Source organism: Streptomyces sp. NPDC051041 (assembly GCF_044456065.1).
Classification (GTDB): Bacteria; Actinomycetota; Actinomycetes; order Streptomycetales; family Streptomycetaceae; genus Streptomyces; species Streptomyces glaucus.
In genome coordinates, this window is record NZ_JBITFM010000006.1 from 365,386 (window position 1) to 385,899 (window position 20,514).

Annotated in this window: 20 protein-coding genes and 1 pseudogene; 7 read left to right on the plus strand and 14 right to left on the minus strand. The window is 69.9% G+C overall.

What is annotated here, in order from left to right:
* Nucleotides 1–5 precede the first annotated feature (5 nt).
* Genes ACIBAI_RS14050 through ACIBAI_RS14075 form a run of 6 tightly spaced genes read right to left on the minus strand, consistent with a single transcriptional unit; the run spans nucleotide 6 to nucleotide 5,749 of the window.
* Complete coding sequence (locus ACIBAI_RS14050; RefSeq protein WP_164439748.1) at nucleotides 6–797, minus strand: radical SAM protein; 792 nt, start codon at nucleotides 795–797, stop codon at nucleotides 6–8.
* Between the two features lie 17 nt (nucleotides 798–814).
* The gene (locus ACIBAI_RS14055) at nucleotides 815–1,933 is read right to left on the minus strand and encodes a hypothetical protein (protein WP_386785213.1); all 1,119 of its coding nucleotides are present in this window, start codon (nucleotides 1,931–1,933) and stop codon (nucleotides 815–817) included.
* Entirely contained in the window at nucleotides 1,933–3,042 is a 1,110-nt protein-coding gene (locus ACIBAI_RS14060) for a radical SAM protein (RefSeq protein ID WP_386785215.1), read from the minus strand. Before ACIBAI_RS14060 ends, ACIBAI_RS14055 begins: the two co-directional genes overlap by 1 nt.
* 3 nt (nucleotides 3,043–3,045) lie before the next feature.
* The gene (locus ACIBAI_RS14065; RefSeq protein WP_125505091.1) at nucleotides 3,046–4,044 is read right to left on the minus strand and encodes a D-2-hydroxyacid dehydrogenase; all 999 of its coding nucleotides are present in this window, start codon (nucleotides 4,042–4,044) and stop codon (nucleotides 3,046–3,048) included.
* Nucleotides 4,041–5,351, minus strand: coding sequence for a glycosyltransferase family 4 protein (locus tag ACIBAI_RS14070; protein WP_399033944.1), 1,311 nt, complete (start codon nucleotides 5,349–5,351; stop codon nucleotides 4,041–4,043). The genes ACIBAI_RS14065 and ACIBAI_RS14070 overlap by 4 nt, the downstream gene beginning before the upstream one ends.
* Nucleotides 5,352–5,395: 44 nt before the next feature.
* Complete coding sequence (locus ACIBAI_RS14075) at nucleotides 5,396–5,749, minus strand: ATP-binding protein (protein ID WP_399033945.1); 354 nt, start codon at nucleotides 5,747–5,749, stop codon at nucleotides 5,396–5,398.
* A gap of 375 nt (nucleotides 5,750–6,124) precedes the next feature.
* Between ACIBAI_RS14075 and ACIBAI_RS14080 the strand changes: the two genes are divergently transcribed.
* The gene (locus ACIBAI_RS14080) at nucleotides 6,125–7,570 is read left to right on the plus strand and encodes a carph-isopro domain-containing protein (protein WP_399033946.1); all 1,446 of its coding nucleotides are present in this window, start codon (nucleotides 6,125–6,127) and stop codon (nucleotides 7,568–7,570) included.
* A 10-nt stretch (nucleotides 7,571–7,580) separates the two neighbouring features.
* Nucleotides 7,581–8,534 carry an FAD-dependent oxidoreductase gene (locus ACIBAI_RS14085; RefSeq protein ID WP_399033948.1) on the plus strand — a complete coding sequence of 318 codons (954 nt, stop codon included), beginning with the start codon at nucleotides 7,581–7,583 and terminating at the stop codon, nucleotides 8,532–8,534.
* Between the two features lie 48 nt (nucleotides 8,535–8,582).
* Here the strand turns inward: ACIBAI_RS14085 and ACIBAI_RS14090 are convergent, their stop codons facing one another.
* Nucleotides 8,583–9,287, minus strand: coding sequence for a nucleotidyltransferase domain-containing protein (locus tag ACIBAI_RS14090; protein WP_125505086.1), 705 nt, complete (start codon nucleotides 9,285–9,287; stop codon nucleotides 8,583–8,585).
* A 183-nt stretch (nucleotides 9,288–9,470) separates the two neighbouring features.
* On the opposite strand from ACIBAI_RS14090, the gene ACIBAI_RS14095 reads away from it, so the two are divergent.
* Together ACIBAI_RS14095 and ACIBAI_RS14100 are read left to right on the plus strand one after the other, a co-directional pair.
* Entirely contained in the window at nucleotides 9,471–9,830 is a 360-nt protein-coding gene (locus ACIBAI_RS14095; RefSeq protein ID WP_386785302.1) for a DUF317 domain-containing protein, read from the plus strand.
* 167 nt (nucleotides 9,831–9,997) lie between these two features.
* The gene (locus ACIBAI_RS14100; protein WP_386785224.1) at nucleotides 9,998–10,819 is read left to right on the plus strand and encodes a DUF317 domain-containing protein; all 822 of its coding nucleotides are present in this window, start codon (nucleotides 9,998–10,000) and stop codon (nucleotides 10,817–10,819) included.
* Nucleotides 10,820–11,073: 254 nt separating this feature from the next.
* On the opposite strand, the gene ACIBAI_RS14105 is transcribed toward ACIBAI_RS14100, so the two are convergent.
* From ACIBAI_RS14105 to ACIBAI_RS14130, 6 genes are all read right to left on the minus strand, one after another.
* The gene (locus ACIBAI_RS14105) at nucleotides 11,074–11,400 is read right to left on the minus strand and encodes a hypothetical protein (RefSeq protein ID WP_399033950.1); all 327 of its coding nucleotides are present in this window, start codon (nucleotides 11,398–11,400) and stop codon (nucleotides 11,074–11,076) included.
* Nucleotides 11,401–11,575: 175 nt separating this feature from the next.
* Nucleotides 11,576–13,315 carry a relaxase/mobilization nuclease domain-containing protein gene (locus ACIBAI_RS14110; protein ID WP_399033951.1) on the minus strand — a complete coding sequence of 580 codons (1,740 nt, stop codon included), beginning with the start codon at nucleotides 13,313–13,315 and terminating at the stop codon, nucleotides 11,576–11,578.
* Nucleotides 13,312–13,665: a plasmid mobilization protein gene (locus tag ACIBAI_RS14115; protein ID WP_399033953.1), complete on the minus strand. Its 354-nt coding sequence runs from the start codon at nucleotides 13,663–13,665 to the stop codon at nucleotides 13,312–13,314. The genes ACIBAI_RS14110 and ACIBAI_RS14115 overlap by 4 nt, the downstream gene beginning before the upstream one ends.
* Before the next feature lie 357 nt (nucleotides 13,666–14,022).
* Nucleotides 14,023–15,309, minus strand: coding sequence for a hypothetical protein (locus tag ACIBAI_RS14120; RefSeq protein ID WP_399033956.1), 1,287 nt, complete (start codon nucleotides 15,307–15,309; stop codon nucleotides 14,023–14,025).
* Nucleotides 15,310–15,538: 229 nt separating this feature from the next.
* Nucleotides 15,539–16,240, minus strand: a complete 702-nt coding sequence (locus tag ACIBAI_RS14125; RefSeq protein WP_386785304.1) for an ATP-binding protein — start codon at nucleotides 16,238–16,240, stop codon at nucleotides 15,539–15,541.
* The gene (locus ACIBAI_RS14130; RefSeq protein WP_399033958.1) at nucleotides 16,237–17,169 is read right to left on the minus strand and encodes a hypothetical protein; all 933 of its coding nucleotides are present in this window, start codon (nucleotides 17,167–17,169) and stop codon (nucleotides 16,237–16,239) included. Before ACIBAI_RS14130 ends, ACIBAI_RS14125 begins: the two co-directional genes overlap by 4 nt.
* Nucleotides 17,170–17,680: 511 nt before the next feature.
* On the opposite strand from ACIBAI_RS14130, the gene ACIBAI_RS14135 reads away from it, so the two are divergent.
* From ACIBAI_RS14135 to ACIBAI_RS14145, 3 genes are all read left to right on the plus strand, one after another.
* Complete coding sequence (locus ACIBAI_RS14135) at nucleotides 17,681–17,938, plus strand: helix-turn-helix domain-containing protein (protein WP_041824705.1); 258 nt, start codon at nucleotides 17,681–17,683, stop codon at nucleotides 17,936–17,938.
* A 70-nt stretch (nucleotides 17,939–18,008) separates the two neighbouring features.
* Nucleotides 18,009–18,365, plus strand: coding sequence for a helix-turn-helix domain-containing protein (locus ACIBAI_RS14140; protein WP_014143633.1), 357 nt, complete (start codon nucleotides 18,009–18,011; stop codon nucleotides 18,363–18,365).
* Between the two features lie 51 nt (nucleotides 18,366–18,416).
* Nucleotides 18,417–19,937, plus strand: coding sequence for a LacI family DNA-binding transcriptional regulator (locus ACIBAI_RS14145; RefSeq protein WP_386785236.1), 1,521 nt, complete (start codon nucleotides 18,417–18,419; stop codon nucleotides 19,935–19,937).
* Between the two features lie 86 nt (nucleotides 19,938–20,023).
* Here ACIBAI_RS14145 and ACIBAI_RS14150 read toward each other — a convergent pair.
* Nucleotides 20,024–20,410: pseudogene (locus ACIBAI_RS14150) on the minus strand (ATP-binding protein); the annotation flags it as partial.
* Nucleotides 20,411–20,514 lie beyond the last annotated feature (104 nt).

The window sequence follows — 20,514 nt, forward strand, 5'->3', positions numbered from 1 at the left end:
CCCGATCAGACGGTGAGGGCGGGGACGAGTGCGGCGCCGGAGTCGGTGTACTCGTGGCAGCGCAGGCAGAACCGGAAGTGGTGCGCGCGCGGCGCGAACACCTTGGCCGCGAAGTCCTCGTCCCAGATGCTGAACTCGCTGTCGTCCTTCGCCATGGCGTTGAAGCAGCGGTAGCAGGACCCGTCCATCTCGATCATCAGGTGCTGGTCGAGGTAGCGGTCGCAGAGGCCGCGCAGCTCGTTCGCGGGCTGGCCGACGTCGACGTGGTGCACGTGGTTGGTGACGTGGATGGCGCCGTACTTCTCGCAGAGCGTCCCGAGCTGCGTGAGCCGGGTGGAACTGATGCCTTCCAGGACGCTGTTGACGACCACGGTCTTGCCGGCTTCGCGGAGGCGGGGGACGACGGCGTGCACCTCGTCGTAGTTCCCGTGTTCGTCGTCGCAGCCGATGAGTATCTGGTCGTAGGAGCGGAGGGTCGCGTCCATGATCGGCTGGTTGCGGGCCAGGGTGATGGCGTTCGTGCCCAGGACCATGACTTTGTCCGGCAGCCGCGTGCGGGCGGCGTCGCTGAGCGCCGGGAAGTCCCGGTGCACAGTGGGTTCGCCGCCGTTGATGTGCAGCTGTTGGAAGGGGATGGTCTCCAGTCGGGTCAGAATGGTGGAGAACAGGTCCAGGGGCATGTTCTCGCCCTGGGCGCCGTCGGCGAAGATACAGAAGTCGCAGTGCCGGTTGCACTTCGTGGTGATCTTGACCTTGGCCGTTTTGAGGGTGCGGGGCACCGGCGCACGCGCGGTCATTGGCGAGACTCCTTGGGTCAGAGGTGGACGTCGTCGGGCGTGAGGCTGAGGAAGTCCTGGAGGGTGGTCTTCTGCTGGTGCCAGCGCGCGAGCGTTGTGCGCAGGGTGTCGGCGGTGGTCGGTCCGGTGGGGATCAACGCCGCCATCCGGGCGGCCAGCCGCTGGGCGGCAGTCGCCTCGCCTGCCGCGAGCGCGGTCAGCGTTTGTGCGGCGGAGCGGAGTTCCTTCGCCTCCCGCCGGATCAGGTACTCGGTCGCCACGCCGGGCGGCGGATCGAGGTAGTACACCCAGCGAGCGACGCGTACGCGGAGCATCCCCGCGGTCATCACCCAGTCGGTACGAGCGTGCTCCTGCCCCTGGCCGTCGGGGCGGTCCCCATCAGGAACGCGGCGCATGGCCGCCTCCAGGGCTACATGGGCCGCGCGCAGCAGGTGGCGCGGACTCCGTGATCGGACATCGGAGCGGTTCTCCGAGTGCCGAAGGAACAGCTCGGCATATCCGTCCAGTCCCTCCGGCCGCCACTGGGTGAGGGCCGCCGTCTTTCCGGGGCAGCGGGTCCGGGTCGCGAGTGCGGCGGCAGCGAACCAGCACGGTGCAAGGTAGTGCCACGCCACGCAGTGGCGCCGGTATGCGGTGATGTTCCCGGCCACGTTGTCCGTGCTGTCTGCGGCCAGCTGGTATCGGCCGCCCATCCGGGCCTGGAGGATCCCCCGGTAGAACCGCTCATCGACCTCGCACCAAGGTGCCATCTGGGCCCGGGACTTCCAGCGGTGGAAGTCCCGGGCACTGCCGCTGATCAGTGACCAGGTCGCGAGTTCGGGCGCGGAGACGAGTCGCCCGTCCGCTTCGGTAACGGTGAACGCGAAGCCGGGCGGGTGCTCCAGGAGACGTCGATGGACGACTTCCCGGTCGACTGCGGTGGCGTGTGCGGCGGCCAGGCGGTGGTTCCACTCTTCCCAGTCGGCGGGGGCCTGGGGAAGGAGGACGCGTACGTCGATGTCGGAGTGCGGAGCCAGCAGGTCGGCCGGCTGCCACTTATGGGTGAGCATCACGGCCCCGACGCCGTGAGCGTCCAGCTCGCCTTCGTACAGAGCGCCGAGCTCCTGGTAGAGAGGCGGCGCGTCGACCACGATCATCACCGCTCCCCGGTGGAGGCGCGGGCACAGGAGGGGCCGGCCGCTCCCGTGGGGAGGACGGGGAGCAGGGGTAGGACCGGAGTTCCTTCGGGGCGCTCCATCCGGTCCCAGCGCAGGTCGTAGTCGACGTAGTGGAAGCCCTGCCAGGCGTCGTTGGTGTTGCGGTCGAGCATGGCCTGAAAGAGGTGAGCGAAGGCGTCGCTGAGGGTGCCGTCGGCGAGGTAGGGCTTCAGGGGGATGTCGCGGTTGTGCAGGATGCAGGGTCGCGCCACTCCGGTGGGCGTGATTTTGATCCGGTTGGCGTCGGAGCAGGTGGCGCAGCTGGAGTTGGAGATGAAGCCGATCGACCCCGCCCAACCGTCGGGACGGAGGTACTGCCCGGGGCTACGGACGCCCAGCTGGTCCCGGGGGACTTCGCCGGCGTTCGCGAACCACTCGTGGAGACGGTCGCGTACCTCTGCCTCGGTGATGAACTCGGTGTCGAAGAGCGCCTGGGCGGGGCCGATGTTCTGGAGTTCGATCAGGCGGACGGCGATGGGCAGGTCGCGGGCGAGTTCGGCCACGGCGAAGGCGTCACCCAGGTAGGTGCGCTGAAGAACGCAGTTGATCTTCACTCGCAGGCCGAGGGAGAGGGCGGCGTCGAGGGTGCTCCGAGTGATGCGCGGGTCGCCGCCGCCCATGATCGCGGCGGACCGCGCCGGGTCGAGGCTGTGGAGGCTGAGGTTGAGGTAGGTCAGGCCGGCGTCGTGGAGCTGTTCGACGCTCAGCCCCCGGCGCAGGTTGCCGTGGCTGGTCATGCCGATCGCGGCATCGGGCCCGAGGCCGTCGGCGAGGCCCGCGATGACGTCGAGGATGTCGGCTCGGAGGGTCGGTTCACCGCCGGAGCAGTGCGCCTTCCTGATCTTCCAGGCCCCGGCCTCGGTGGCGATGGCCGCGTAGTCGGAGGCGGTCAGGGGCCGGTCCTTGTGCCCGTAGTCCGGCATGCACCGGGGCTTGCAGAACACGCAGTCCAGGTTGCACAGCGAGTTCAGGGTGAAGGCCAGGTAGGGGTGGTTGCGGCCTGCGGCGGCGAAGGCGGCGGCCAGGTCGTCGTGGTCTGCGGTGGGCATTGGTCAGCCTCCTACGAGCGGAGAGCGGGTGGCGGGCGCCTCGGCCAGGCCGTTGAGAGGCTGGCCCGAGAGGTAGCGGTGCAGGTTGTCGGCGAAGAACGCCACCACCTCGTCCATGTACGCGCGGCAGAACACCGAGCTTTTCGGGGTGAGTACGACCCGGGGGTGGAGCCGCAGCGGATGGCGGGCGGGCAGCGGTTTCGGATCGAACACGTCCAGGGCCGCGCCGCGCAGGTGGCCGGTGTCGAGGGAGGCCAGGAGGGCCGGCTGGTCGACGGTTGCCGCGCGGCCGAGGTTGAGGAAGAGAGAGCGGGGCTTGCACGCCGAGAAGAGGTTGTGGTCGAAGTAGCGGTCCGTCGCCGGGGTCGCGGGCAGCAGATTGACCACTACGTCGCCGACGGACACCGCCTGGTGCACCGCCGTCGTGTGCACCCACGTGATCCCATCCTCGGAAGCCGCAGGTGGTGTCCGGCGCACTCCGATGACGTTCATGCCGAAGGCCCGAGCGGCCTGGGCGAGGTGGCGTCCGACGCTGCCGCAGCCGACGATGGTCATCGTCGCCCCCGCCAGGTCGAAGAACTCCTCGGCCAGGTCGTCCTTCCACCAGGCACGGTTCCGCTGGACGCGCTGGCTGGTGAACAGCCCGCGGGAGAAGCCCAGGACCAGGCCCATGGCGTGCTCGGCCATGGGCCTGCCGTGGAAGCCGTACGAGCGGGTCAGGGCCACCCCGACGGAGTGCGCCTCGGCGACGGGCAGATGGTCGGTGCCGGCGGCCGGGGAAGCGATCCACTTCAGATGTGGCGCGGCGAACAGCCACGAGGGCACGAATCGCCACCCGAAGTAGACGTGTGCGTCGGCCAGCTGGTGCGGCACGGCCTCCTCGGTCGCCCTGCGGAACGCGATGCCGGGGAAGGCGGCGGACAGCGCACGCTCGTGCTCGGAGGACAGCCGCCAGAAGGAGTGCGGGGACTCCAGGCTGATCAGCACCACCGGCCGGTTCATCGCGCGCGGCCCTCCGCGGTGGCTGGCTGCGCCAGCGCCCAAGGGGCGATGCGGCCTATGACGGAACCGACGCTGGCCTCGTAGTCGTGGCGGGAGCGCACCAGGGCCGCCCCGGCGCTCCGGAGTCGATCGCGTTCTCGGGGCAGGACGGTCAGGGTCCGGTGCAGGGCGGATGCCAGGGACCTGGGGTCCTGTGGTGCGGCTGTGAAGCCGGTCTCGCCGTCGATGACGGTCTGAGCCAGGCCGCCGGCCGTGGTCGCGACCACCGGGCCCGCACCGGCTGCGAACGCCTCCAGGGGTATCCGGCCGAAGGGCTCCTCGCGAGAGGGAACGATGACCGCGCGTAGGGCCGGGCTGTGCAGCCAGGCACGGATCGCGGGGGTGAAGCGAGTGATCAGAGTCGCGTCCAGATCGTGCGCGCGGATGTGTGCCGCCAGGTCCTGCTGGTACGAGGAGGGGTGCTTGTGTTCCTCCGAGGTCACGGCAGCCAGCAGCAGGTGAGGAACGGGGACACCGCGTTCCTTCAGCAGGCGCAACGCCTCCAGGAGATCTTCGAAGCCTTTCGTCGGGACTGCGCGGCCCATGGCGAGAAGGAATCCGGCGCGGGCCTTGAAAGGCAGCGGCAGAGCCGTGGTCGGCCTGACCATCTCCTCACGGATCAGTCCGTTCGGGATGCTCACGATGCTCGACCGAGGGACGGCGTAGTTGACTACGAGGTGGCCTCGCATGTGGGAGGAGATGGCCCCGACGCGCGCACCTCGGAGTGTCGCCGCCCGCAGGGCGTCCCGCTCCCAGCGGACGCGGGAGACGTCCTTGGGCCGCGTCAGCGCGGTCGTGGAGCGGGGCACGAGCAGCAGGTCCGTGGTCGGCGACGTGTAGGGCGCGAGCCCGAGGAACGGGATGTCGAGGCCGACGAGGAGGCACCGGCTCGCGCGCGCGGCGATGCGTATGGCCGCCTCGCCTGCCAGGTCGCACAGCTGAACCGAGCCGCGGACCGAGTCCGGCGGCGCGTTGACCTTCGGGATCGTGATGACCTCGGCTGCGGCCTGTCGCAGCATCTGCCGCACCTCGCCGGCCCACCGCTGATCGTGCGTTCCCGCGGCCTCGGGCACGTGCGGGGTGATCACTGAGAGGCGGCCTGCCGGCAGGAGCCGGGCCAGTGCCGTGAGGAAGGCGCGGTTGCTGAAGCCGGTGCCCGACTCCGCTCCGTGGAAGCCCTCGTGGAGAGCGACGACGACCCTGGGCTGGCGAGCGGCCTCCGGCACAGCCGTGAGTGAGGGTGGGGAAGTCGCATGGTCGATGCGCACTGTGTGGTGCCTCCTTGGAGGACGGGTTTGGGCAGGCGTGGACATCAGGTGCCGGCGGACGAAGAGCACGGCCTGTGGGCGAGTCGGCACCAGGCACGAGAGCCGTTGGTGCCAGTCGTCAGCGACCAGGCATCGGCCAAGGCATCGACGATGACCAGTCCCCGTCCTGATTCGGCCTGCTCGTCGGGAGCGGTAGGGGAAGCGGGTGCGGGTCGGGGACAGCCGCCGTCGGTGACGGTGACCTCGATCTCCAGGCCGCCGCTGGCCAGACTCCTGCGGTCGACGCAGGGAACCAACGGCGGACTGCCCGAGACGAAGGCGTTCGTCGCGAGCTCCGATCCGATCAAGCGAGCATCGGCAAGTACGTCCGTCTCCGCGCCGCGCAGTGCCAGCGTCACGGCGCCCCGGGCGACCTCGGCCGCTTCCGGCCCGTACGGCAGATCCGTGATCAGGGTGGTCGTGCCGTCTCCAGTGACAAGCCCCTGTCCAGGGTCGGAGGTTGGTCGTCCGGCGTCACGGTCCAGCACACCGCCCGGTCGGCGTGGGGAGGTGCTCGTGTGCTGTCTCAAGGCCCACCTCTTTCTCCGTCGGCTCGGAAGACGGGCGCCTCCGCCGGGATCCAAGAACACAGGAGGGGGACGGTCAGGCAGGACCCGATCAGTGGGTCAACTCGGTCAACTTCCGTGCGACGGCGGTGAATCGTCTGCCCAGGGGCATCACCATGGGGCTCGCGAAGTGATGGGACGAACCACTGGAGCGAAGGGTGGTCGCACGTGGCACCGCAGACAGGCGAGCCCAACGTCGTACTGGCGGGGTGCCTCGACGAACTCGGGTGGAGCCCGAAGGCGCTCGCTCGCAAGCTCAACCGAGTGTTCGGCGCGGGGACGGTGGCCGAGTCGGCGCCGTACCACTGGCGGGACGCCGGCGCCCTGCCGCGCTCGCCGTTGCCGATGATGGCCGCCTACGTGCTCTCCCAGGAGCTGGGTAGGAATGTCTCGGTGGCCGAACTGTGGCAGGGCCGTGTGGGCGACTCGCCAGCGCTGGTCCCTGCGGACACGGATCTCGCGCGGCCTTGGACCGCGCAGGGCATGGAGGCGATCGTGGAGGATTGGGTGATGGGAGGACTCGTCGACCGTCGCCGGTTCCTCGCGATCTCGGGCGCGGGACTCCTCGCGATCGTCGCCCAGTACCTCGACGGCACCGCGGGACGCGGCCAGTACACGCCTCGAATGACGTCGTCGCTCGGCACCGATCCGCTCGTGGACCAGGTCGAGCAGCACCTTCCCATGCTCCAGTTGCTCGACGACGAGCACGGAGGGGCACGTCATCTGCCCTACGTCGGAGCACAGTTCCGGGCTGTCGGGCTGCTGATTCGCGAAGGCGGCCACTCTCCGACTGTCGCGAGCCGTCTGATCCGCGCGCTCGCGGAGATCGGTCAGCTGGCCGGCTGGATGGCCTTCGACGCAGCCGATCACGGACTGGCGCAGCGCTACTTCGTCACGGCGCTCCGGGCCGCGCATCAGGTCAACGATCTTCCCCTGTGCGCCCACATCCTGGGCGACCTCTCCTTCCAGGCGGCGAGTCGTGGACACCCCGCGGACGCCATCGCGCTCGGTGAGGCCGCCCGCCGTGCGAGCGACGCCGCCCCGCTGGCCGTCCGGGCGTCGGTCCTGTCCCGGCTCGCCTACGCGTACGCCGCCGCCGGCCGTGACAACGACTTCGCCCACACTCGTGGCGCTGCACGCGAACTGATCGCAAGCCGGGACGGCCGCCAAGAAGAGCCCCGCTGGATGTACTTCCTCACCGACAACCACCTGGACTGCCAGGCTGGTTACGGCCTTATCCAGATGGGTCGTGCACAACAGAAGGCGGAGAACGGAAAGAAGAGCCGTCGCTTCCTCGCCCAGGGGACCGAGATGCTCAGGTCCGGGGCGTACGACGTGCCGCGCGGCGACCCAAGCCAGCGCCGAGCCCTGTTCGAGGGAGCCTGGCTGGCCCTGGGACACAGCGCGCACGGAGACCTGGAGGCAGCCTGCGAGATTGGCCAGATCGCCACCGACCGCCTCGATGTCGTCCGCTCGCCTCGCAGCGCGGCGCTGCTCCACCAACTTGCCGCCGACCTCCGTCGCCGACAGCGCAACCCTCACGTGCGCGGCTTCCTGCCAGCCCTGGAGACCGCCCTCGCCCAACACGCCCCATCGACGCAACCCGGTCGTTAGGGTCAGGTTCATGACCGCAGGGGAGCGCGTTGTCGTTGTCGGGGCTGGGGTGGCTGGACTCACCACGGCCGTCGTTCTCGCCGAGGCCGGGGCTTCGGTGCACGTGATCGCCGAGCAGGTGCCTGGTGTCACGTCGCTGGCGGCCGGGGCGATGTGGGGGCCTTACCTGGTCGAGCCGAAGGACAAGGTCGACCAGTGGGGACAACGGTCCCTGGGGATCTTCCGGGAGCTGGCCCAGGACCCAGCGACGGGCGTCCGGCTCACCAGTGGCATCGAGGCATCCCGCACGGCCGAAGCCGCGCCAGACTGGGCCACCACTTTGCCTGGTTTCCGACCGTGTGAGCGGGCCGAACTCCCGGCCGGGTTCACGGCGGGCTACCGGTTCACCGTGCCACTGATCGACATGCCCACCTACCTCGACTACCTCCTGCGCCGACTCCGCGATGCCGGCGGTGTGGTCGAGCAGCGACGGCTGACTTCGCTCTCGGACGCCGGTCCGGCTTCGGCGATCGTCAACTGCGCGGGCCTCGGGGCACGCGACCTGGTTCCGGACCCTGACCTCCGGCCCATCCGCGGTCAGCACGTCGTCGTCACCAACCCCGGGCTGACCGAGTTCTTCTCCGAGGACACCGGCCTCTCCCCGGACCTCCTGTGCTTCTACCCCCACGGCGAAACCGTCGTCCTGGGCGGCACAGCGATCGACGGCGAGGGCGATCTGGCCCCCGACGACAAGGCGGCTGCCGGCATCCTCGCCCGCTGCGCCGAGGTCGAGCCCCGCCTCGCTCACGCCCGCGTGCTGCAACACCGGGTCGGCGCTCGACCGACCCGCGCCACGGTCCGTGTGGAGGAAGAGGTGGGGGAGGACGGCACCGTGGTCGTACACAACTACGGGCACGGAGGTGCCGGCGTCACGCTGTCGTGGGGGTGCGCCGAGGAGGCTCGGGCGTTGCTCTCCGTCAAGTGATCTGCACGTGAAAGAACAGACGTTGAGACGTCCGCAGCGCGGGATCGCTCAGGGCGCCCCGACACGCTTGTAGCCGACCCACAACCGGCCACCGGTCTGCCCGAGCACCTCGTCCACGACGGCCACGAGGGTCTCGACTCTCCCGGCCAGTGCCTCCTGTAGGCCGTGGTGGAGGCGTGTGCTGAGCCCTGGCGCGGTCGTCTCAAGACGGCGTGCCAGCCACTTCCCACCGCCACCCCACGAACCGCCAACGGCCAGTGCCAGCTCACCGGTGCGTCGGACCAGTTCGGTCGCGATGAACAGACGCTCGCTCTGGTCGTTGCTTCCCGCGAGGTCGTCGAGGAGGTCGGTGATCGCGTAGCGGCGGTCGTCGATCTCTTCCGACGACACCGGGGGTGGTCCGGCGGCGGTCAGCTTCCGGGCCTGTGCGGCGAGGCGGGCTCCGAGTCCGTCGGTGTCGAACAGCAGCAGCCCGTCGGCACACATCCACAGCAGCGGTGACCGGCGCTTGCGCAGCTCCCGTTCGACGTAGGCGTGCCACGTCGCCTCGGTGTGAACGAACATCTCCACCGGCCAGCCGGCGTACTGGAGGCTCGCCCGGTACGGAGCTGGGGCCCCGTGGAGCAGGACCACGACGTCGAGGTCCGACGTTGCCGTCCGGCGGCCTGTCACGACGCTGCCGCCCAGGAACGCGGCGCGTGCTTCGGGGTGCTGTTCGTCTACGACGGCGCGTGCGGCCTCGATCGCGTCCATGCGGCAACTATCAGCACTGCCCCCACCGCGTGCACGCCGTTTTCCGCAGTGGACCGCGATGTCTCGCGCTCTGCGTGGCAGTTCGCCGGGGGCAGACAGCAAAGATCCACGAATGACTGGTCAGCGCCGCAAGGGCATGTGAACCTGGACGACCTTCTCGCAAAGCACCAGGTCAAAGAGGTGATTGCCCGTGACTGCGGCACCCAGGGTCCCGGATTCTCCACCACCGTCGAGGCCCTGCGGCTGCGTGAGTGGCTGCTCGGCCCGGGCCAGGCCACGCTCGTGATGGATCAGTTCTCCGCCGACGACTTCCACCTAGTCGTCGACGACCGCGCGGACGTACACGTCAACTCGAAGGATGGATCCTTCTATCTCGGATGGTTTCCGTCCGGCCGCCCTGGTACCGACGGCGAGGGGTGGAAGATCGCCGTCACCGGTACGGCCAAGGTGCGCGGCTACCAGATCTCCTTCGACACCGAGACGCCAGCCGATGTCGTCGCTGCCGCAGTCGAGCGCGTGCTGGAGACCTCCCAGCGCGTGTGACAGCCAGAGGCTCGAGTCGGCGCCCTGGGGGAACCTGTCGTCTGCCTGGTGAGGGCGAGACGGGATAGCCCGGCCATCTGCCCCCGAGGCCGCCGCGAAGCGGGCCCGGCACCTCCATCCAGTCGCACGCACCGCTGGCGGCATCAAGCCCCCAGTCCCCCAGCCCCTTGGAGGCGCACCTGCATCCCGATTTCCCGATCGATCCACCCGCTCCGGCCTGCGTCCCGTCCGCGTACTGGGTCGGTCCCCGGCATCTGGCCGGTGACGACGGACGCCTGTACGACGCCGTCGCTGACACGCTCGCCGGCCTGGGTTGGACGAGCCTGACGATCGTCCGCGGGCGTCAGGAGCCGGATGAGGCGCCGGAGGACCGTCAGGTCCTGCGCAGCACCGTGCTGCACATCAGCCCCGACTCCCTGCGGTGGGCGCAGTGGGTCCTGCCGGACGAGCCGTTCCACCTGGGGAACCTGCCGATCGGTTGGCAGGTCTCCGCCCGTACGGACCCGAGCAGTCCGCTCGCCCAGTGGTCGGCCTACTTCACCCCCGATGTCCCGGGGGAGGTCCTTGCCGACTTCCTTGCCGCGCTCGACGCCTGCGATCAGCCCGCCCTGCAGTGCGGTGACCCCGAGCTGGTCCTCGACGCGGTAACGGCGCACGGTTGGCTGCGTCATGTCGACCAGCCCGGATCGGGCGCGGTGGATCCGACGTTCGCCTCTCACATCCACCTCGGCGAGGTGCCACCCCTCATCCAGGATGGCGATCCACTGGCGCTGGTGGCAGAGGCGGACGAGGCGGCCCTGGCCGGGTGGCAGGCGTGGGCCGAGCCGGTGCTCGGCGCGGGCTACCTGTGGGCCGCGTCGTTCAGCGCCAGCGTGCCGCACGACCTTGTCGCCGCTTTCGCCGGTTCCCTCAGCTCCAGCGCGCCGGTGCTGCGTCGGGTGCTGCCGGAGAATACACGCGACCGGCTCCTGCGGGCTCCGGCCGGCTGAGGGCCGTCCAAGGCGTTGAAGCCCGGCCTCCCCTTGGGGAGGCCCGGCTTCATGCTGCTCTGCCGTGGCCGGTGTCTCTGTGGCGTGACGGGCTGCGGCTGCTGGGAGCGGACCGTTCCTGCGCCCTGAGCTTCGTTCAACGCGGCGCGCTGTACCGGCTACCGCTTGGAACGTCCACGCCTGTGTGTCAGATGCCGGCTCTGTCCTGGGAGCGGGTCACCGCCACGTCGGTCATGCAAGGGCAGGGGCCCCGGTTAGAAGGTGTATGGGGCGAAGGAACGGACCGGCTCCGTTGCGAGGCCGAGCAGTCGGTCGAACTCGTTCCGCTCGTCCTCGTTCATGAGCTCGACGGCGTTGCCGAGGTTCTTCTGGGTGAGCTGCTCCATGAACGGGGCGAGGAAGCGCTGCAGGGCCTTCGGCGCTTCATCCATCGCGCGCTGGTACTCCCGGTATCGCTTGAACTGCTCCTGCATCTCTTCGAATTCGACGCGGGTGGCACTGAGGACGAGGGCCTGTTCCTCCTTGCTGAACGGGCGCCCGTCGAGGTGGTTCCACGTGTTGGTTTCACGTGTTGGTTTCACGCTTGCGCTTGATGTCCGCGTCGCAGAGCAGGACGACGATCTCGGGTCGGGCTTGGGTCTTGGGCATACGGGTGCTCCTCACAGGAGTGGGGTGGGTGGAGGCATGAATAATCCGGAGAATCGGCGGTTTGCCCAACCGCCGATCGTCGGCTATGTTCCGCCCGCTTTTCGCTGGTCAGCGCCGACGGATGGGGTCGGTTACGGCACTGTTGGCCGGTCGCGTGGCGGGCGCCGGGGGTGCGGTGCGCCGAGTGCCTGGGGCGGCCGTTCCGTCGGGGCTTGCGGGTAGGGCCAGCAGGTGGGCGCTGCGGCGCAGGCGCCACACCAGGACGTCGCTGATCGATTCGGCGGTATCGAGTTCGCGTCGTCGGGCGGCGTCGGTCAGCAGAACCGCCGGGTCATGGCCGGCCTTCCGGACGTCGTCGAGGGTGGCGGCCAAGGCGGCCCAGCTGGCCTCGGCACGGATGCGTTCGGCCAGATCCGGCAGGACTTGCTGGAGAAGCTCGGCTTGCCGCTGCCGAACCCTGGGAGTCAGACGCTGGCCTAGCTGTCGGAGGGTGGCCATGGGCTGGGCTGCGGCGGTTTCGTAGGCTGCCCGAAGGTGTTCGGCTGCCTGCTGGGCTGCGGCGGCCTGCTGCGCATGCTCCCTCTTCGCGTGCCAGTTTGCCGCGGCGATGGCGAGGAAGAAGGCCATGTCGATGAGCATGGCGGTGGTGGCGCCATCTTCCCCTCGGCCCAGGGCGGGCCCGCTGCGGACGAGATCGCGAGCGGCCTGGCGTAGGGCGCGGTCGCGCCCACGTACAGCCTTCACGTGGGAGCGGCTCGCCCGCTCGAACACGAACGCCGCCTCGCGCAGCTCAGCGCGGGTGTGAGCGTCGGAGGTCTTGGCCAGCGCGTCCAGCACCTCACCCGCCGCGGCGATATAGGCCGCTGCCGCGCCGTCGTCACCGGCATCGGTGATCATCAGGGCCTGCCAGGTAGCGGCGGTGGCCCGGCGCCGCGCGAACGCGGGACCTGTCACGTCCGGCAGGGCCGGCTGCTCCGGCCGTGAGCCGTCCGCCGAAGCGGCGGCCCCCGCAGGCAGGGCCCAGCGTTCGCGGATACGGGGCAGGGAAAGATCGGGGGCGAGCGTGGAGCCCGCGTAGAACACCGGCTCCTTCTCGCCGTTGTGGTCATCGGGCAGCGCGACCTTGTAGCCGAGCAGATCACCGGAGGGCGCGACGCGTTTGCGGATCAGCAGACCGGCGGCGGCCAGGCGGTCGAAGAACTCCTCCGTGGAGGCCGTGCCAGCAACGGCGCGGCGCACGGTCTCCCGCAGCTCCTCCCGCGCGGTGCGCTCGCGGCCTTCCCGTTGGGCTTTGTGGTGTTCGGCGCTGGTGGGCCGCCGGGCGGCGGTGCCGTCGCCGGTGTGGAGGCGGCGGAGCCCGTAGTCGATCTCGATCTTGCGGGCTTCGGCCTGGGAGCGTTTGCCGTCCTGGCGGAGGCGGGCCTGGCGGCCGTCCTCGCGGACGATGGTGGCGATGATGTGGATGTGGTCGTCGGCGTGCCGGACGGCCGCCCAGCGGCAGGCGGCGTCGTCGCCGTCGGGGGCGATACCGGTGGCGGCGACCATCCTGCGGGCTATCTCGCCCCACTGCTCGTCCGACAGGATCGGGTCTCCGGGGGCAGCGCGTACCGACAGGTGCCACACGTGCTCGGCGGGCCGCCGGCTCTCGGGCAGGGCCATGACCGGCTGGTCGAGCAGCCGCTGGAGATCACCGTACGTGGCGCCGGGGTCTCGGCCGGGATCGGGGGCAAGGCCGTCCCAGGCTGCCACCAGGTGCGGGTCGGCGTGCTCCTCATGCGTGCCGGGCCCGTACAGGTAGTGGAGCAGGCCGGTGGTGCGCGTGCCCCTGGCGTGGACGCGCGGGATCACGCAGCCGTCCTGTGGTCCAGGTGCTGCTGGGTGAAGGCGTCGACACGCTTGGCGGCGCGCTGGACGGCGGCGAGGACCGCCTCGGCCTGTGGGGCGTCGGCTCCGGAGTTCAGCGCTTTGGCCACCTGGTTGAGGTTGTTGCCGATCTGCCTGAGGTGCCGCCGCAGCGCGAACAGCTCCTGCAGCATCTCTTTCTCGCCCGCGATGTCCGCAGCGGTGCGCTCCAGGTCGCGGGCAGCGTTGAGAGCCGAGCGGGCAAGGAACCCGGCCACGCTCATGTGGCACACGGCGGCTGCCCGGAGGAGGAGTTGGTACTCGTCGTCGTTCATGCGGCAGCTGGGCTGGTGCACACGTTTCTTCTCATCACGCAGACGTTCACGCTGCTGCACACGGGGCTTCGACGGGGCAGCGTGAGCGCAGTCGGTGCTGTGGCAGGGACGCTGTTTTTCCCTCCCAGGATGCGACCCGCCCTCGGTCGCATCCTGACGGATCGGCGCCTCCCGGTGCCGATCCGCTCCCGCCGCTGCCGACGCGGGAGAGGCAGGAGCATTGCTCCCGACGGGAGCAATGCTCCTGCACCAACTTGCTCCGCCTGGGGCAGGATTGGACGGCAGGGATTCCTCGGGAGCCATGGGGTCTTCGTGGTGCGGGGTCTGCATGGGGCCTTTCGGGTCGGGGTGTGGTCGGGAGCGCTGGTGCGGCGGGGATCAGCGGGGTGGATGGCCAGCTGCGGCTTTGAGCTGGGCCTTGAACTCGCGGACGACTCGTCCGACGCCGTCGCTGGAGACGGTGTAGCCGGCGGCGCGCAGGGCGTCCTCAACCCGGTCGCGTCCGACGCTGCCGAACTCCTCATGGATGCGGCGAGCGTGCTTGAGGATGACCTCGTCGGAGGCACGGGCTTTGCCGGCGTCGCGCTTCTTCCGGGCAGCCGGTTTCCGCTCGCGCCTGCCCGAAGGACTGCCCGAGGTCTTGCCCGTGAGCGCCCGGCTCTCTTGAGTTTCTGCCCGTGCGGGCAGCCCGGGCTCCGGGCGGGCAGGCTGCGGGCGGGCAGCCGGAGGGACCTCGTCGTCACCCCGATCTGACGGGTGCGGGCGGGCAGTTTCCTCTGCCCGCGGCAGTTGTGCCGTGCGGCCGGAGCACGGGCTGCTGTGCCCGGATTCCCGGGCGGGGTTGGAGGCCGGGACCCCCCAGCGCGGCGGCAGCGTGATGGAAGCGAGGCCGAGGGCCTGCTTGCGGGTGGCGAGCTTGCGCAGCAGCAGCTCGTCCTGGAGCGGGTCGCCGTCGACACCGGCCCGCTCCAGGGCCTCGTGCAGGCGTTCTGCCAGGCGTCGTTGCCGCCGCTTGCCGCGCTGGCGGTCGGTCATCGACTCGGCGCGCAGGATGAGGGCGACGGCTTCGCTCAGCGCGCGGTCGCGGATGAGGCGGGCGGCATCGGCGTCCTGGTCGGCGATGCCGAGGCGAGCCAGGAGGCGTTCGCGGGCCTGGCGGACGAGGACGGCGGCCAGGCCGCGTGAGGCGGCGTCGGGGGCGCGGTGGCGCAGCTCGATGCCCATGGCCAGGTGCCACAGCATCGCGGCCATGACCGGGCCGACGAAGGCTCGCACGGTGCCACCGACCAGCCCGGACTCAGCGTAGGCGGGCAGGATCTGCACGGTGGTGATGACCCAGGTGAGGGTGCCGGGCAGGCCGGGAGCCTGCTTCGGGCCGTTGAGGTTCTGCCGGGCCATCAGGGCAGTGGCGAACAGGGCCAGCTCGGCGGCGGCAAACATCGCGACGCGCTCGGCGGTGCCGCCCATGTCGAGGTAGTCGGCGGCGAACCGCCAGCTGGTGTCCGCGCTGTACGCAGTGCAGCCGAGCGCGGCCACGGCCGCGACCGGCACCGCGGCGGTTCCACGCCAGCGGTAGGTGTGATGCCGCCGACGGCGCTGCTGACGGATCAGCCACCCGGCGAGCAGGCCGAGCACCACGGGCGGGAGGAGCGCCACGGTCATCACCGGGGAGGTGGCCCAGTCAGGGAAAAGCGGCGTGCCGCTGATCCGTATGGCGAGGGGGACGGGGCTGAGAGGAGGCAGGAGGGGGCTCCAAGGCGTCGAGGATTGAGAACGAAGGGCGAATCGACGGAGCGCTGAGCAACCGCCTACGCGAGTGGCTGGCGCGGGCAGGGCTGGTGTGAGCGCAGGTGATGCGGCGGGGTCGGCCAGGAGAGGGCGCTGAGGCGGCCAGTCAGGCGGCGGGCGCTGTGCGGCGTCGTCGGTCGGGGCCGTCGAGGATGACGCGCTCCGTCATCTCGGCGAGGCGGGAGGCGACGCGGTCACCGAGGGTGACACGCAGCTGCTCCATCGGAAGGTTGGTGGTGATGAGGGTGGGGAGCATGTGCTCGTACCGGTGGTTGATGAGCCGGTAGGTCAGCTCCTCGGTCCATTCGCTGGTCTTGGCCGCGCCGAGGTCGTCCAGGAACAGCAGCGGGCAGCGCGCCAGGGTCTGTAGGTCACGTTCGGCGTCGTGGCCGGCGCGTGGGCGCAGGCGCGCGTGGAAGTCGGCGGTGGTGGTCGCTTCCCAGCGCAGACGGACCCCTCGGGCGAGCAGGGTGCGGATGGCGCCGTACGCCTGGTACGTCTTGCCCGTGCCCGTGGGGCCGGCGATCAGCAGCGACGGGCCTTCGGCGATGCCCGGCCCGCCGGGGCCGGGGCGTCCGGCGCGGGCGATCTCGTCGGCCCAGGCGGTGACCTTCGGGTGGTCGGCCAGGGCACGGCGGTAGCGGGCGGGGATCCTGGCGTCGGCGAGTTCCAGCGCGGTGACGGGCTCGGCGTGCCCGTCCTCGACGGCGGCGGTGGCGAGGTCGATGCCGCGGCTGGCAAGGATGCCGTTGAGCCGGTCGGCGAGCGGGCCGACCCGGTGGGGCTCGCGGGTGAGGGTGGTGGTCAGAGGTCACCTCCGTAGGCGGCTTCGACATCGGCGGGGTTTGTCCACGCCCTGTGGACAACCGGCGCGGTGGGGGCCGCGTTCATGGCCTCGTGCACGAGGCTCGGCAGAGTGCTGGGATGCAGGCCCTTGGCGCGGTGCCGTTCCAGGCCGGCCCGGATGTGGGCGGGGGCGATGCCCTCGCCGAGCAGCTTGCGCACCTCGCGAGCGAGATGGCCCAGGACGTCCTTGGGCGGACGGTGTGTGCAAGCGGCGGCGTACTCGGCGATGAGCTCGTTGGCCGAGACGGCGTGGGGTGCGGGGGCGCTCGCGCCCCCCGAAGGGGTATTTCCTAGATCCATGATCCTAGGTCCTAGATCCGGACGCTGAGGCGTCACCGCTCCCTCACTGAGCCCTCCCTGGTGCCTCACGGAAGGCTCACCGAAATCGCTCTGACCTGCTATTTTGTCATCAGTGACCGGATTCAGCGCAGGCTCGCGTATTCGCCCGGAGCCCTCACGGAGGGTTCCGTGAGGCTGCGGTGCGGGCTCCGTGATGCCGACTCCCGCAGCCAGCGCATCGACGCCGGGCGCGGTGCGAGCCTGCGTGTCGTGGTGCGGGCAGGCGGGAAGGCGGCTTGCGCTGGGGCGGTTGATCTTCTGATGCTGCCGCCAGGTGACGATGTGCAGGTAGCGCTTGTCGCCCGGGCCCTTGTAGCGGCATATCAGCCCAACGTCGGCGAGCTGGGCGAGGTCCTGCTCGACAGCTCCAGGCGTGTGTTCCGGGCGCAGTACCCACAGCTGCCCGGCGATGATCGCGGCGTGGTCGCGGTGCCGGCCCTGGTCGTCAGCCTGGGTGAGCAGGCCGAAGAAGGTGCGCTCGGCGGTCAGGGAGACGGCGGCCAGGGACTCGGAGACGAAGGCTTCCGGCTTGATGGTGCGGATTCGTGCCAAGAGGGGCGGTCCTCACTCGGTGGCCGGTAGGCGGGATGCCCACGGCTCACCGTCGGTCGGGGCGGGTCGGGCGTGAAGGGGCGTGGGATGTCTGGCCGTTGACGCGGGAGCGTTGATGGCCGCTCGTGCTTTCCGGGGTGTCGTCAACATAGCCACACCCAGGTCGCGCAAGTCCAGCCCTATCCGGCGCAATCTCTCACGGCAGAAATGCCGCTGGAAATAGAGTCGGCGAGGGCGGTGCGAAAACGGTAGGGCACGATCGGCGGTTGACCAAATAGTTGCCGCGCATCCCGAGCCAGAAGGATCACATCGGGAAGCCGTTGACGTCCTGCGAGTGACGAAGCTACAACACAACACCCCACGTCAGAGAGGGTCTGCGGTGTCGGTTCCTGTTCGGGGGATCCGGCCTTGCGCAGCACCCCGACCGCCTCGCTCACCGATTGAGCGCGGCGCAACATAGCCGACGATCGGCGGTTATCCAAACCGCCGAATGCACGCTACAACTGGAGCTATGGCAGCACGATCCCTGGAAATAGGACCCGCAGGATTGACGGTGGCTCGCACCATCGAAAACCTCCGCATCGAACGCGGCCTTGGGCAGCGCCAACTCGCGGCGCGCTGTACCGCCTTGGGCCGTCCTATGTCCAACACGATGCTGTCCCGCATCGAACTCGCCAAGCGGCGATGCGATATCGACGACCTCGTCGCCATCGCCGCAGCCCTGCAGGTGTCACCCGCCGCCCTCCTCCAGGGGCCGGGCGCCGCGTGAGCCCCCACGCAGCCCCTTCCCGACCTCCCGACCAGGAGCCGCCCCCTTGCACCGATCCACGCCCGCGCCCATGCCCCACAGGCCGTCCGACGCCCCTCCACCCCGCCTCTACCGCCCCGAGGAGATCGCCGACACTCTCGGCTGCTCGGCCTGGTGGGTCAAGGACCGAGCGCGACGGCGCCTGATACCGCACACCCGGGTCGGCCGCGCCTACCGCTTCACCGCCGAGCACCTCGCCGACATCATCCGCCTCTACGAGCAGCGGCCGGCACAGCCCGCGCAGACAGCCGCACGGGCGACCGAACCGCTCTCCGAGCCCGGTACGCAGACCGGCGCCGCGCAACCTCGCCGCCCTGCCGTGGCGCCGACTACCCGCCTGCGGGCCCGCCCGCCGCGTCGACAACAGCAGTACGGCACTGCCGCGTGACCCGATCGAATCTGCCGTAGACGAGGACAAGGAAGAGAGGGACAGCGGGACTTGGGTTTCGCGGAGAAGCGCGGAAGCTACTGGCGCGGCCGGTACAAGGTCGCGCCCGGCAAGCACAACACGGTGGTCGACGAGAATGGCAAGGCGCTCAGGTTCGCCACCAAGGGCGAGGCCCAACGGGCCGCGGCCGAGGCCGAGAACAAGTACCGTCGCGGCGACTGGCGCGACCCGGCCCTTGGCCAGGAGACCTTCGGCGAGTACGCGAACCGCTGGTACGAGGCCCAGGACCTGGCCGCCTCGACCATGCAGAACTACAAGCGCCACATCGAGGAGCACCTGCTCCCCGAGTTCGAGGACAAGGCGCTCGCCGGCATCCTGCGCACGGACGTCGACCTGTGGGAGAAGAAGGAGAAGGCCCTCTATGCCGCTTCCAGCGTCAAGACCTGGCGCTCGACGCTCCACCTGATCTTCGAGGACGCGATCGACGAGGGCCTGATCACGTCCAACCCGGCCGCTCGGCGGCGCGGACGCGGCAAACGCGCCGGCCGCTCCCGAGACCGTGGTCCGGAGAAGGTGGTCACCGACGCGCTCGGCATCCTGCTGACCGCCGAGCGCGCCGCCCTGCTCTCCGGCCGTGACGACGAGTTCGTCGCCGTGGTCCTCAAGGGGTACACCGGCATGCGCTGGGGCGAGATCGTCGGCCTGGAGACCGCGTTCGTCCGCCCTGGAGCCGTCCGGGTCGAGTGGCAGCTGTACGAGCTCGACTCGGGGGAGTTGGTGCGCTGCCCGCCGAAGGACGACAGCTACCGCACCATCGACTCGATGGACTGGCTGTCCGCGCTGGTCGCGAACCACATCGCCCGCACGAAGCCCAAGCCGTGCCCCTGTCACGGCAAGACCTACGTCTTCCGAGGACAGGGCGCCGCTCGTACCGGTGGCCACCAGGGCGCGAAGCTCGTCGATGTCGCCCGTCGTGCTGGCGTCTCGACGGGCACGGTGTCCAACGTGCTCAACCACCCCGAACGCGTCACCGAGTCCAGGCGAGAGAAGGTCGAGTCGGCCATCGCGGACCTCCGGTTCGTGCGGGGCGGCATCGTGCCGGAGCATGCCGCCCACTGGCGCAGGAACGGTTTCGCAACCTGGCTGTTCACGCCGGCGGTCTCCGGCTGGTACCCGAAGAAGGCACCGCAGGAGCCACGGCCCGTGCCCCTACTCGGCGAGCCTTGGCCCGGTGTCCCGGCGCGCGGTCGGGGAGCCAGCGAACGGGCCGACGCCTGCTGGCTCCCGATAGCCAAGGGACTCACGCCCCACGGCCTCCGCCACACCCACCGGACGATGATGGAGGACCTGGGAACCGAGAAGGTGCTCATGGACGATCGCATGGGCCACATCGACGGCTCGGTCTCGGCACGCTATGCCCACGTGACTCCTCGCATGTGCCGGAGGCTCATGGTCGGCCTTACAGAGGAGTGGGAATCCGCACTCAATGCTCGGGTGGCGATATCCCCGACATCGCCGGTCAGCGTGCTCGATGAACTGCTGCGGGTGCGCGGAGGAGTATCTCCACAGTAGGAGCCGCCGTTAGTGTCGGCGGCGGCTGAACCTGGACCCAGTCTGGACAGGTGAAATCTGACCCGGGTGTCTTCGGTTCGGTCGTTTCAGTCGTTGTCGGTAGTGGTGGGGACGCGTCCGAGTTCGCGTCCTCGCATGCGGAATGAGTCGCCTTTGAGGGAGTGGACCTCGGCGTGATGGACGAGGCGGTCGATCATGGCGGCGGCGACGGTCTCGTCGCCGAAGACCTCTCCCCAGCGTCCGAAGGGTTTGTTGCTGGTGACGATCACGGACGCGCGTTCGTATCGGTTCGAGATGAGCTGGAAGAACAGGTTCGCGGCCTCGGCTTCGAAGGGGATGTAGCCGACCTCGTCCACCACGATCAGCGGGTAGCGGCTCAGCTTGGTGAGTTCGGCCTGGAGCCGTCCGGAGTGATGGGCGGCGGCCAGGCGGTCGACCCACTCGGCGGCAGTGGCGAAGGTGACGCGGTGTCCGGCCTGGCAGGTGGGCGGAGGAGATACGCGTAATAGCCGCCACTTCGTAGCAGAACGTGACGCTCAAATACGGTGAGTATGCGCACGCTCCGTGATCTGGCCCT

Coding starts and splice junctions, on each gene's coding strand:
- ACIBAI_RS14050 (WP_164439748.1), bottom strand. CDS start 797: ATGACCGCGCGTGCGCCGGTGCCCCGCACCCTCAAAACGGCCAAGGTC.
- ACIBAI_RS14055 (WP_386785213.1), bottom strand. CDS start 1,933: ATGATCGTGGTCGACGCGCCGCCTCTCTACCAGGAGCTCGGCGCTCTG.
- ACIBAI_RS14060 (WP_386785215.1), bottom strand. CDS start 3,042: ATGCCCACCGCAGACCACGACGACCTGGCCGCCGCCTTCGCCGCCGCA.
- ACIBAI_RS14065 (WP_125505091.1), bottom strand. CDS start 4,044: ATGAACCGGCCGGTGGTGCTGATCAGCCTGGAGTCCCCGCACTCCTTC.
- ACIBAI_RS14085 (WP_399033948.1), top strand. CDS start 7,581: ATGACCGCAGGGGAGCGCGTTGTCGTTGTCGGGGCTGGGGTGGCTGGA.
- ACIBAI_RS14090 (WP_125505086.1), bottom strand. CDS start 9,287: ATGGACGCGATCGAGGCCGCACGCGCCGTCGTAGACGAACAGCACCCC.
- ACIBAI_RS14135 (WP_041824705.1), top strand. CDS start 17,681: ATGGCAGCACGATCCCTGGAAATAGGACCCGCAGGATTGACGGTGGCT.
- ACIBAI_RS14140 (WP_014143633.1), top strand. CDS start 18,009: ATGCCCCACAGGCCGTCCGACGCCCCTCCACCCCGCCTCTACCGCCCC.